Origin of the sequence: Thalassospira sp. MCCC 1A02898 (assembly GCF_001618185.1) — a bacterium.
GTDB lineage: Bacteria > Pseudomonadota > Alphaproteobacteria > Rhodospirillales > Thalassospiraceae > Thalassospira > Thalassospira tepidiphila.
In genome coordinates, this window is sequence record NZ_LPXK01000014.1 from 90518 (window position 1) to 102562 (window position 12045).

General features: G+C 53.8%; 11 protein-coding genes. 4 read left to right on the plus strand and 7 right to left on the minus strand.

Annotated elements, in window-relative coordinates:
• Positions 1-3: 3 nt before the first annotated feature.
• On the plus strand, positions 4-1167 hold the full coding sequence (gene rodA, locus AUQ41_RS19860; protein WP_063090283.1) for a rod shape-determining protein RodA: 1164 nt from the start codon (positions 4-6) through the stop codon (positions 1165-1167).
• Between the two features lie 52 nt (positions 1168-1219).
• On the opposite strand, the gene AUQ41_RS19865 is transcribed toward rodA, so the two are convergent.
• From AUQ41_RS19865 to AUQ41_RS19885, 5 genes are all read right to left on the minus strand, one after another.
• A complete protein-coding gene (locus tag AUQ41_RS19865) occupies positions 1220-2686 on the minus strand; it encodes a GGDEF domain-containing protein (protein ID WP_063090285.1) in 1467 nt (488 codons plus the stop codon).
• A 47-nt stretch (positions 2687-2733) separates the two neighbouring features.
• Positions 2734-3819, minus strand: coding sequence for an ABC transporter substrate-binding protein (locus tag AUQ41_RS19870; protein WP_232308481.1), 1086 nt, complete (start codon positions 3817-3819; stop codon positions 2734-2736).
• 308 nt (positions 3820-4127) lie between these two features.
• Positions 4128-4328 (minus strand): hypothetical protein, encoded by a 201-nt coding sequence (locus AUQ41_RS19875; protein WP_063090451.1) that lies wholly within the window; start codon positions 4326-4328, stop codon positions 4128-4130.
• Positions 4329-4565: 237 nt separating this feature from the next.
• The gene (locus AUQ41_RS19880) at positions 4566-4907 is read right to left on the minus strand and encodes an Hpt domain-containing protein (RefSeq protein ID WP_063090289.1); all 342 of its coding nucleotides are present in this window, start codon (positions 4905-4907) and stop codon (positions 4566-4568) included.
• Between the two features lie 86 nt (positions 4908-4993).
• On the minus strand, positions 4994-5887 hold the full coding sequence (locus AUQ41_RS19885; RefSeq protein ID WP_232308482.1) for a phytanoyl-CoA dioxygenase family protein: 894 nt from the start codon (positions 5885-5887) through the stop codon (positions 4994-4996).
• A 117-nt stretch (positions 5888-6004) separates the two neighbouring features.
• Here AUQ41_RS19885 and cobD point away from each other — a divergent pair, with 117 nt between their 5' ends.
• Positions 6005-7105, plus strand: coding sequence for a threonine-phosphate decarboxylase CobD (gene cobD, locus AUQ41_RS19890; protein ID WP_232308483.1), 1101 nt, complete (start codon positions 6005-6007; stop codon positions 7103-7105).
• Between the two features lie 6 nt (positions 7106-7111).
• Here cobD and AUQ41_RS19895 read toward each other — a convergent pair whose 3' ends face one another.
• On the minus strand, positions 7112-8722 hold the full coding sequence (locus AUQ41_RS19895) for a sigma-54 dependent transcriptional regulator (RefSeq protein WP_063090293.1): 1611 nt from the start codon (positions 8720-8722) through the stop codon (positions 7112-7114).
• A gap of 182 nt (positions 8723-8904) precedes the next feature.
• Between AUQ41_RS19895 and AUQ41_RS19900 the strand changes: the two genes are divergently transcribed.
• Both AUQ41_RS19900 and AUQ41_RS19905 read left to right on the plus strand, forming a co-directional pair.
• The gene (locus tag AUQ41_RS19900; RefSeq protein ID WP_063090454.1) at positions 8905-9210 is read left to right on the plus strand and encodes an STAS domain-containing protein; all 306 of its coding nucleotides are present in this window, start codon (positions 8905-8907) and stop codon (positions 9208-9210) included.
• 3 nt (positions 9211-9213) lie between these two features.
• Entirely contained in the window at positions 9214-11271 is a 2058-nt protein-coding gene (locus tag AUQ41_RS19905) for a SpoIIE family protein phosphatase (RefSeq protein WP_063090295.1), read from the plus strand.
• A gap of 12 nt (positions 11272-11283) precedes the next feature.
• On the opposite strand, the gene AUQ41_RS19910 is transcribed toward AUQ41_RS19905, so the two are convergent.
• The gene (locus AUQ41_RS19910) at positions 11284-11895 is read right to left on the minus strand and encodes a hypothetical protein (RefSeq protein ID WP_063090297.1); all 612 of its coding nucleotides are present in this window, start codon (positions 11893-11895) and stop codon (positions 11284-11286) included.
• Positions 11896-12045 lie beyond the last annotated feature (150 nt).

Here is a 12045-nt window from a genome sequence, read left to right on the forward strand (position 1 = left end):
GCCATGGCAGGAAGCAGATTTCGCATTGGTGAAGACCCGGATTATGTGCCGATTGGCCGCCGGTTGTTGTTGCTGAACTGGACGCTTGTTCTTTTGATCGCAGCCCTATCTGGCATCGGCTTTGCCATGCTCTATTCAGCGGCCAACGGATCATTGCAACCCTGGGCCGAACGCCAGATGATGCGCTTTGCGGTCGGCGCGGCACTGATGATCATCATCGCGGTAACCGATATACGCGTCTGGCTGAAGCTTGCCTATTTCTCGTATTTTGTTGCGCTCATTTTACTGGTAGCGGTCGAAATCAAGGGCGATATCGGCATGGGTGCACAGCGCTGGATCAATCTGGGTTTCTTCCAGTTGCAGCCGTCCGAACTGATGAAAATCTCTTTGGTTCTGGCACTTGCAAGGTATTTCCATGGTTTGACGACCGAAGATGTCGGTCGTATCCCGCTTTTGATTCCGCCGATCTTGATGGTTCTTGCGCCCTCTGCCCTTGTTTTGCGCCAACCTGACCTTGGCACCACGTTGCTTCTGATTGCCGGGGGTGGTGTGATTTTCTGGCTGGCTGGGGTGCGCATCTGGAAGTTCGCGCTTGTTCTCGGCACGGCACTTGCGGCCATTCCGATTGGTTGGCAGTTCTTGCGCGAATATCAGAAGAACCGCGTTCTGACCTTCCTGAACCCGGAAAATGATCCGCTGGGTGCGGGCTATCACATTACGCAATCAAAGATCGCGCTTGGGTCTGGCGGGCTGTTTGGCAAAGGGTTCATGTTGGGCTCCCAGAGCCATCTGAACTTCCTGCCGGAAAAACAGACCGACTTTATCTTCACCATGCTGGGCGAAGAATTCGGCTTGGTCGGTGGCATGGCGTTGCTGGGCCTTTATGCGCTGGTGATCACCTATGGTTATGTCATCGCCCTGCGCTGTCAAAACCAGTTTGGACGCCTTGTCGCCATCGGTGTGACCTCGACCTTCTTCCTTTATGTCTTTATCAACATCGCCATGGTGATGGGACTGATCCCGGTGGTCGGCGTGCCGTTGCCGCTTGTGTCTTATGGCGGCACAGTGATGATGACCATTCTGGTCAGCTTCGGGCTTTTGATGAGCGTATCGATCCACCGCGACATCCGGATTTCCCGGCAAGGTAACGACGACGGCCGGAATTAAAGACACGCATTCCTGATGCACAAACATCCGGCGACGCATGCGCACTTTCCGATCAATGATCAAACGGGAACTGGTCTTTGAATTCCGAAAGCGTGCTGAAGTCAGCCAGCTTGCATTGATTACGCCCGGCTGCCTTGGCATCATAAAGTGCCCGATCCGCCAACGAGTACAATATCCCCGGGATATCGGTGCTTTCCGAGTTCCTCAGAACACCAAATTGCGCGGCAACGTCCTGATCAAATTCGTCCATACCCTGTGCAGACGGCAAGCCCGACACCCCAAAGCTTGATGTAAAGGAAAGCTTGCTACCGCCATAGTCGACACTGTTCTGCTCCAGGCCCTTACGCAAACGTTCAGCCAGGATCATCGCCCCCTGCAATTCCTCCCCCGGCAGCAAGACAGCGAACTCTTCACCGCCCATGCGCGCCGGAATATCAATGGAGCGCAGTGTTGTTCTAAGTGTTTCTGCCAAGGCAACCAGAACCGCGTCACCAGCCTGATGGCCATAGGTATCGTTCAGCGCCTTGAAACGGTCGATATCAAGAAGAATGAAAGATACAGGCGTGTTCCTGCGCCGCCAGACGGCAACAGCGTCTTCCAACCTGCCCAGAAAGGCACGACGGTTAGGTAACCCGGTCAATGGATCCGTTGACGCAAGCACTTCAAGCTTTTGCATCGCGGAATTGAGTTCTTCTGTACGCTGCGCGACACGTTCTTCCAAAGTGATGTTCGCATTCTGCAGTTCGTCGCGCGCTCTGCGCAATTCCCCTACTTGCTTGCGGATCATTCCGAAAAGCCCGACCGTCACCGAACCAAGCAACTGAACCTCGTCGTCATGACGATGTTCAGGCGGCATCTGAAGCGGGCGACTATCGTCTGTCGGGTTCGCGTTAACGATATAGTTTCCAAGCCGGATCACGGGTCGTGAGAAAACGAAGTAACTCATTGCCGCAAAACAAAGGGCCATCACCGCCGCCAAAATCATGGTCGCAAGGAAAGACCACGAAAGACGCGTCATGTAGGCGTTCACATAAACCTGTGGATTAAGCTCAATCACCATCTCGCCAATGGTGGCAACAGGTTTGCGTTCGGGGTCGCGCACCGGAACTGTGATGGTTTGCAGTCCGCCAAACATCTTCTCGGCCCAGCGCGAGACTGGTATTTCGCCAGCGGGCCGTTTTAACTCAAAAAAGATACCGTCATCGGCGTTGGTAAGAATAACGCGTGCAATGGACCGATTGTTGAGCATCCCGCGCACCATAATATTGGCCAGTTCGCGGTCGCGCTTGATCATGACTTCAGTTGCGACAGGCGCACTGGAGGAAAAGATACGCTGGTTGCTCTGCTGATAGACGCCTTCGAGCCAGAGATAATCCTGATATCCGCGAATGGCGACGATGATGAGGCCAAGAGCAACAGCCAGAAAAAGAGAGTATTTTAACTGACGAGCCGCAATTGTGCTGCCCAATCGCATCCCGGCAAGATCATCAAAATGCTTTTCGTCTGGTTCTCGTGCCAAGCGTCTCGACCTTGTCTTTCTAAAGAGTTACCTGATGATGGCTTTTGCTATTCACGCATGCCATCGCCAGGATGTAACACAAAGTTATACTCTGTGCCGAATGGGGAATTGGCAATACTAAAATCCTTGAAATCCAAGCTGTTCCAATCCCTGCTGCCCAGGACATCGACAAAGTGAGATATGTTTTCGCGTGTGATCGCCTCCATCCTGAATGAGATTTCGGGATGATGGGAAAGAAATTCAACGCCATGGATGTAATCATGAAGCAATACCATGACCCATGCGCCGGCAAAGAAGTGCCCCCCGTGGGTCATGGTCATCTTGCCGTCTGCGACGTTGCGCAACCCAGCCGGTGACCAGTTCAGCCCACCGACAAAGACATCTTTCCCGGGTTTCCGCCCTGCTTTCTCCAGAGCCGCAATTGCACCCAGCGCAATGTCATCATTGGCAGCCCAGACCGCATCGACGCACCCGCCCCGTCTAAGCCAGTTTTCTGTCTGACGATATGCCTCATCGTATGACCAGTTTGCCACCAGACGACGCTGTTCGCGAAGAAGCGGAAAACGACTAAGCGCGTGATCAAGTCCCTGCAGTCGCTGAAGCGAGGCTGGCGTCTTGCTGTCCCCGGCGATGGATAACAGGCATAGCGGCGCTGGTTGCCGATTTTCGGCTTGAAGACGTGCATTATCGATCAGGGATTTGGCGATGTCGTATCCAGCACGCTCGTTATCCGGCGTCAGGGAGAATATCCAGTGATCAAAGTCCCTGCCCGGATAGCCATATGCGTTCTTTTGCTCTTTTGTCAGGTCATTGAGCAACATGATGACCGGGATGCCCCGTTCTTCTGCTTCCAGAACGATGCGCGTTCCCTGCTGATGTTCGTTAACGGCAATGATGTAATTAGGCGCGGGTTCAAGGGCAAAAACCTTCTGCGCACTTTCGATCATCATCTTGCTGTCGCGGTTGCTATCAAAAACGATCAGTTCATAGCCAAACTGATCTGAAGCCGCCTGCATGGTGTCGCGCACATCTTTCCAGAAACCGCGATCCCCATACCCCGGATTGATAAAGGCGACGCGTGTTGGAACGTCAGTGGCGTCATGCTCCGTCGCTTGTGGGGTTGCCAATGGCATGCACCAAAGCATAAGCACGAAAAGCAAAACCACCGCGCACGACTTCAAACCAATTTTCTGTTCTTGCTCTTTTTGCTGCGGGCTACAGCGTCGGACTAAACAACCCACTTAGGCATACCTCGATTTATAATACATCGCTTCAAACCGGCAACGCGTGCATGCTCGCGCCATGCCACAGTTGCAAACGGTGGCGGAAGCAACAAGCGCCCTCCACCCCGACCGGCTAGTTATAATATACGATGGTATACATACTTGATGTCAGGATGGGAACCGGTTCTTTGCAAAATCGAGGTAAAATAAACGCGATATCAGCCGCCGGTTGATTGCGTACGCTTCAACGCTTCGACCAATTCCTTGTTCGACATTTTGGCCCGGTTCTGTATGCCTTTCTGCGCGGCCAAATGATACAGATCATCTCGACGCCACTTGTCATAACTTGGCGCAGCGTGAAGTCGCTTTGCAGAAGTTTCCTGATCTGTTTGCCCAGAAATTTTGTTAAAGCTCGCCACTGTTGCCTCCATGTTGGGACGGTCACAAGCAGTCTTGGCACTGTGTACAGTGCTGGTGGATGAAAATCCGTTCTAGATTTCATGTAGGGGGAATTGACTGATTTTCTATTCCCCGGAATGCATTTTTCATCGCTAAACGGCGTAACAAACTGAGTAATCTCGCAAAAATAATGAAAAAGGCAGATCCGGTTGATCTGCCTTTGGGGTTAATCACACTACTGAAACAACAGATAACAGCTATTGCGTGGCAAGAAGCGCGCGCATGGCGCCAACTGTCCGCTGTGTTATCCCGTCGAGTTCCTTGATCTTGTCATCAAGCGCGGGATCTAAATCACCTTCGAAACGCTCAAATGCCAATGCAGCTTCTGCAAGTTCGGGCGCCGCCATGTTTCTGGCCATCCCCTTGATGGCGTGTCCAGACCGCTTGATACCATCAAGGTCCTTCGTAGCCGCAGCCTCGATCAGTCGGGCGCGCTCTTCGTCGTAGGACGCCGGGAGCAAATTCACCAGCAGCAATACCTGATCCTTGCCAAGGGCCTGGCACAACTCGTTAAAACGGGCGTTATCAATCAATTCCATCGACAAACCTTTCTGTGTAGCCCATGGCAGTATCACGTCTGGCACAACACCACTCAACCCGTACCAATATCGGGGGATTCCGGCTTTTACTGCATATGGTTAATCGTAGCACAGGCGTCCACAACGTCATTTGCCCATTTTAGGGTTTCGGCATCCATTGATTGCATATGACGGTATTTTTCAAACTGCTTGGCAATCAACGCCAGACGATCCAAAAACACCGGAGGATGATCAAGACCCAACAATTGATCGGCAAGCGGATCAAAGGCAGCATTCTGAAATTCAAGCGACAGGCTGATCCTCGGTTCGAAAGCATACGGGCTTGCCCGCCCCCCCCAATGATAAAGATCCTGTCGCCAGCCCATCACCGCACCAGGCTTGGCCGGAAGGGCGCGAATGTCTTGAAGACGAACCTCCCCCGGCTCTGAAACCGGTGCCGGGTAACCTTTCTCGAAATTGCGGGGCAAAACATGCATACAGCCATTTTCAGGCGTGGCATTGCTCAACGGCACCCAAAGAGAAAGACTGATCAGCATCTCATCGCCAATCGTACTTTCACCCTGATAATCGCGATGCGGTGGCCAACCGCTTCCATCAGCATCGGGATCGACATGCCACGCCCAGAAGTGCGGCAAAAGCGCAATCCGATCGCCCAGAAAGTGGGTCAGAAGCGGGCGTAACCGACGAAACACATCCCACGCTTCATCATAAAGGTATATCAGCGCGGGTGGCAGGCCATTGGCAACAAGCACTTCAATCCCGCTACGAAGCTTTTCAAGCTCGCCTGCCGCCAAAACATCGTGGATCAGGAAATAACCCTCATCCCAAAACCGTTCAGAAAGTGCGCCCCCGTCAAAACCAGCTTTATCGGCACCAATTTCCGCGATTTCGGTGCCCGGACTTACACCGTTGGAAATCGACAGTTGCGGGTTAAGCTTCTGCCATACCTGAATGTCTGTGGCATTTTGGGCTGTGATCATGGGAAAATGTCCGGTATTGAGGATGGCCGGACGATACGCAGCACTCTCCGCGATGGCAAGCGCGGAAACTTGATCCAAACCACAGACAGTTCACTTTCGATCAGGCTTGGCCCCATCATGACAAACAGCCATATCACGCCAAAAAAACAACCGCCGATCAATCACGGTGGCGCAGTTGATCGGGCGGCAAACCGGTATGGCATTCCAACAAGCGACTGGTTGGATTTATCGACGGGTATCAATCCAATAGCCTATCCGGTTCCCGATATTGAAAATGCGCACTGGCAACGCCTGCCTCTCACCGCGGAGCTTGATGGCCTGAAAGCGGCGGCCAAGCAGTATTACACCCTGCCGACGACAGATCATCTCATTTGCGCCCCGGGGACACAGGCCCTGATCCAGATGATCCCGTTCTGGCTGAAAGACCGCATGGCAGATCAGGCAACCAAAAACGTCCATGTCATGGGCCCGACATACGGTGAACATGAACGGTGCTGGCGACGTGCCGGGTACCATTGCCAAACCCACCAAACCGATCCGGCTGACAGGATTGCCAAGGCCACCGATATTCTGAGCACTGCCGAAACGGGAACCGTCGTTATCCTGGTCAATCCCAACAACCCGGACGGGGCCATGTTTGCCCCTGACGATATCTTCAAGCTGGGCAAACTTGCCGATGCGCGCAGTTGCTGGCTTGTGGTCGATGAGGCCTTTATGGATTGCCAACCGGACCAATCGGTTTGTTCGCAGATTGATCAGTTGCAAAACACCGTTGTGTTGCGTTCATTTGGCAAGTTTTTTGGCCTTGCCGGGGCGCGGCTTGGCTGTGCCGTCATGGATTGCAACCTTGCAACTGATCTTGAAAGCCGCATTGGGCCATGGGCCATTCCTGGCCCGACGATGGTCGTTGGCGCACAAGCTTTTTCCGATACGCACTGGCAGCAGCAAAGCCGAACACGTCTGACGGCAGACGCAGCGCGGCTTGATGATCTCATCACCAAGAACAGCAGACTGGCTCTATCTGGCGGCACCGATCTTTTCCGCTACTACGACGGTAAGGATTGTGTTGCTTTGGCAGACCACCTTGGACACCGGGGTATTCTGGTCCGGCTATTTGATCATGATGCAAACAAGGTTCGGCTTGGCCTGCCCGGAACTGGTATAGACTGGAAGCGCATTGAAGACGCGATGGCAGATTGGCTCAACGCAAACCGCTAAAATGACCTAAAGGCCGCTTTCTTCCCAGGATTGCTTTTTACGATAGATTGTTGACGGGCTGACCCCCAGGGCATCGGCTGCACGCGGGATGGATCCGCCACAACGCTCGATCGCCTCTTCGATTGCCTGTTTTTCAACCTGCCAAAGCGGCTTGATCTCGCCAAATCCAAGCCTTCCGGACCCGGATGCTGAGGGCGACAATGCTGCTTGATCTTCGCCCCCAAAGTTGCCCCCCGCACCAGTACCAAGCAGTTGGTTACTGCGCCCGGAATTATGGTTTTCGACGACCTTTCGCATTTGTCGGGCACCGGCAAGAAAGGCCAGCGCCTCCGGATCACCGGCCCAATGACGTCCGGGGCCGCCCGGCTCATTTGAAACAACCGGATGGGGTGGCGGGGCTTCAATCGTCCCTGACCCGAACTGGTCACCATCAGTGCCGCTATTGACCGGTCTTGGCACCATTGAAAGCGCCACCTCGGTCCCGTTATTGAGCACAACAATGTTACGGATGATATTTTGCAATTGGCGAATATTGCCCGGCCAGGAATACCGTGCAAACAGGGCGGAAACTTCGGGACTGAACCGTTCGAAATCGCGGCCTTCCTCGCGCGTGAAGCGTTGCAGATAGAAATTGGCAATTTGCAGGATATCGTTATCGCGATCACGCAGAGGTGGCATGTGCAGCGGAATAACGTGCAAACGGTAATAAAGATCTTCGCGGAAACGACCGGAACGCACTTCTTCAAGTGGATCGCGGTTGGTCGCACAGACAAAGCGCACATCAACCTTTTCTATCGAACTGCCGCCGACTTTCTGGAATGACCCGGTCTGGATAAAGCGCAGAAGCTTGGTCTGCAGGTCCAGGTCCATTTCGCAAATTTCGTCCAGAAACAGCGTGCCGCCATCCGCACGATGTGCCGCCCCTTCGCGGTCGGAAACAGCACCGGTAAACGCCCCTTTGACGTGACCGAAAATCTCGCTTTCCATAAGATCTTTGGGAATGGCACCGCAGTTCAGCGGAATGAACGGATCCTTTGCCCGTTCCGAACGACGATGGATTGCCTCGGCGGCAAGTTCCTTACCCGTACCGGACTCACCGGTGATAAAGACAGTCGCACGGCTGGGGGCAGCATTTTCGATAATGCGATAGATATCACGCATGTTTTCCGACCCGCCGATGATGTCGAAATACATCTCGTCGGCATCGGGACTTTCCAGATCAATATCCGGTGCAGTCTGAAGGGCGGGCGCACCTTTGATCGCCTTTGTCACGGTGTCGCGTAACTTGTCAGCAGTGAAGGGTTTTAACAGGAAATCCCATGCCCCTTCGCGCATCGCCTCGACCGCGACATTGATCGACCCGTGGGCCGTGATAACAACAATTTTGCAATCCGGTGCGATTTGCGCGGCAGCGCGAAGAACCTCGCGCCCGTCCATATCGGGCAAAATAAGATCCAGAACAAGGACATCCGGCGGATCATGGCGCAAACGTTCTATGGCGTTTGTGCCGCTGACGACGTGATCAACAACATGACCATCGGCACGCAAGTAATCCTGATACACGCGCGCCAGCGACAGCGTATCTTCCACAATTACAATGCGTGCCTGCTCTGGCATTTTCTTGTTCGTATCCCGATATACCAATGTAGGTCAGCATACCGATAGTGTTGCTCATCTCACAACTACTAACATGTATTGCAGTCACTACCCAAACCATACACAATCAGATTAACGTTAAGAAAAGCATAGTCTTGGCCGGGTTTCCGCCACTGGCCAAACGCTTCAAGGAGAGTCCAGACTTGAATTACAAGACAGATTTCGCCAATGGAACAACCACAGTCGAAGTGACCGGTCGCTTCACATTCGGCGATCATTCGAGCTTTCGCAAACTGATCGAAGAAGTTCGCGGACATGGCTCGTCCACGCTTGTTCTGGACATTTCCGGTGTCGATTTCATTGACTCTGCCGGTCTTGGCATGTTGCTGCTTGCACGCGACGAGGGCGAAAAATCCAATACAAACGTTATCCTGCGTGGCGCACAGGGACAGGTCAAGCGCATGCTTGAAGTTGCCCGCTTTGATACCTTGTTCCAGCTGGAAAACTAATCAATGCCTGTTGGCCGAGACTCACGTGCAAAGTACTTGGTTGCCGTGCCGCACTCCGTCGCGCAAGACGACCTGTCAAAGCTTGTAGCTGGCATAAACCTTTGGGACGCGACGGAAGCTGCAGCCAAATACATATCCGGGCAATCGCCCGAGGATTTTTCCAGCCAACGGCGGTTTTCATTTTGTATTTTGCCTTCACAGGTCGGTCGCGACTGGCTTGGCAGCCTGATCCGTCTAAATTGCGACACCTTTGTTGAATGTTTCTCCGAACTCGACCTTGAAGACTTGGCACCGCTGGTCGGTAAGAAATCACTACCAAAACATGACCTGCTGGTCTGTCTTTCAACACGCAGCGCCTATCATTTGCCGGTGGCGCGCAAATTTGTGACCAGCCTTCGCCATCGCGGTCTGATTGGTGATGGCATCGCGTCCTCGGTTGAAATGGCCGTGCAGGAAGCATTCGCCAACTCGCTCATACATGGCAATCTGGAACTTGCAACCGGCGGCCATCTATCCATGGATCGCTTCAAGGAGCTCGGCGAAGAAACCGAACGCCGCCTTGCATCCGGCCATCATGGCGCCCGTGCAATTATCCTGACAGCGCGTCGGCGTAAAAATGGCCAAGTCGTCATCACCATCAATGATCAGGGCAACGGATTTTCACCGCCTGATGCAAACGCAACTGCCCCGATTTCGCGTAAGGACACGACCTTTGGCCGCGGCCTCCCCCTGATCAGAAGCCTGTGTCACTCTGTGAATTTTCTGCGGGATGGCCGAACGATCGAACTGACTTTTGATGACAGTCAAAGCACGACGGCGTTAGGCGACACGGCATTCCTCAATGATCTTGAAACGCGCCTGACGACGTCGCCCGATGCACTGCGCATTGCACAGAACGCGACGATCCTGATTGCCGACGATACCCTGTTATCGCGTGAAATCATTGCGTCCTATCTTCGGGCTGACGGGTTTACCAATCTGGTTTTTGCCAAGGATGGCGAAGATGCGATTGCCCAGATAAAGGCGCATAATCCCGATCTGATCATTCTTGATATCATCATGCCGAAACTGGACGGTTATGCCGTATGCAAGGCCGTCCGTGCTGATCCTGCCTTCGCAAAAACACCGATCATCGCCCAAACCGCCCTTGAGGAGAACGAAGGGCGCACGCGCATTTTCGATGACGGGGCGACGGACCTCATCCTCAAACCGCTCAACAAGGCAGAACTGATCGCACGCACCAAGATCCACCTCGAAAACCGGCTTTTGGTGCAGCAACTTCAGGCCTATCAGGCACGCACCCAGTCGGAACTGGAACTAGCGCGCAACATGCAGGAAAACCTGAACCCGACACCGGAACACTATCGTGGGGTCGGCATGGATTACGGCATGCGGATCAGTGCGACATTCCAGATGTCCTCGGAACTCGGTGGCGATATGTGGGGGTTAGTACCAATTGATGCCCATCGGCTTGGCGTTTATATCGTTGATTTCGCCGGCCACGGGCTTGGTGCGGCACTCAACACCTTCCGCCTGCATTCCCTGATATGGTCAGAACAAGTCGACGATCAGACGCCGGATGTGTATTTGCAACGGCTTAATCGTCATCTCAAGGGGCTTTTGCCTGTCGGGCAATATGCGACAATGCTGTATGGAATCGTTGATCGACAGAACAACACGTTCGCCTATGCCAGTGCCGCCTGCACGTCACCTGTTTTGGGCAACACTGCGACCGGCGAGGCACGCTATCTTGATGGTTCGGGGGTGCCACTTGGTGTTATCAGGGACGCCCGCTATGAAACCCGCGAAGTCCCGTTCGACAAGGACAGCTTCCTGCTGCTTTACAGCGATGCACTGATCGAAACAACTTTGGACAATGGTCAGTTTCTCTGTGAGGCAGGCTTGCTCAAGATGTTGCAAGACACCGTCCTGGAAGGCGGTCGTGACATTGACCTTGCCGCACAGATTGCCGATCAGTTCATGGACCGTGCACCGGCAAAGCTTGATGATGATTTCACGATCGTTTCCCTGCAAGCAGCCAATATCCCGTCTGCTGGCTAGGCACCTGCAAGATCAGGAAACGCGGCACCCACGACCGATCGTGGACTGGATGAGGTCGCCAAACGGCTGGACATCTCCCCATATGACCTGTGTGTGATCGAATGTCGGTTGCGGTCTGGTCTCGCGGTCATCATGCGAAACGGTATGCATACGGCTTGCAACCACGGTGCGTATCAGGTTGGCAAGCCCCTTGCGCGCACCGGCATGATCGGGTTCAGCGGCAAGAACAGCACCGAGTTGATCAAGTGCGCGCATTTTGTCCCGGCATCCCAGCAAATCAGCCGCAAGCACGCGCAACTCCCGCGCATCGGGGCGCAGGCTGATGGCGATTTCAAGATGTTCAAGCCCAAGGTCACGTCGGCCGGTCTGGATATAAACCCTTGTCAGGCCCAGATGGGTCGCCCCATCGAGATCATCAATCAGCAACGCCCGGCCAAACGCGTTCAGTGCAAAATCACAAAGACCAAGATCAAGCAAAACGTGGCCCAGCACACGAAGGCGGGCGGGTTGGTCGGGAAGACTGTCGATAAGACCGCGCAGACGGGTGCGGATTTCCAGGGCAAGCTCGATATTGCCCGTAATCGCCATTGCGGATGTTTGCAAAATCTCTGTCTGCGACGACATGGTCAACGGCCTCGTTCCCGCCAAAAATCGGGACCGGTGGTTGTGCCATTTCACAAAATACCGTTCCCGCTTTTGACAGAGTAGCGCCATCTGGTTGCAGGAAGATTAACCGAGTCGCAGCTTATCGCGTCCAAGGGCCGAGGTTTACGG

Bases quoted from the DNA above. Each gene is read 5' to 3' on its own strand.
- rodA (WP_063090283.1), top strand. From the start codon at position 4: ATGGCAGGAAGCAGATTTCGCATTGGTGAAGACCCGGATTATGTGCCG.
- AUQ41_RS19870 (WP_232308481.1), bottom strand. From the start codon at position 3,819: ATGCCATTGGCAACCCCACAAGCGACGGAGCATGACGCCACTGACGTT.
- AUQ41_RS19880 (WP_063090289.1), bottom strand. From the start codon at position 4,907: ATGGAATTGATTGATAACGCCCGTTTTAACGAGTTGTGCCAGGCCCTT.
- AUQ41_RS19885 (WP_232308482.1), bottom strand. From the start codon at position 5,887: ATGATCACAGCCCAAAATGCCACAGACATTCAGGTATGGCAGAAGCTT.
- cobD (WP_232308483.1), top strand. From the start codon at position 6,005: ATGACAAACAGCCATATCACGCCAAAAAAACAACCGCCGATCAATCAC.
- AUQ41_RS19895 (WP_063090293.1), bottom strand. From the start codon at position 8,722: ATGCCAGAGCAGGCACGCATTGTAATTGTGGAAGATACGCTGTCGCTG.
- AUQ41_RS19905 (WP_063090295.1), top strand. From the start codon at position 9,214: ATGCCTGTTGGCCGAGACTCACGTGCAAAGTACTTGGTTGCCGTGCCG.
- AUQ41_RS19910 (WP_063090297.1), bottom strand. From the start codon at position 11,895: ATGTCGTCGCAGACAGAGATTTTGCAAACATCCGCAATGGCGATTACG.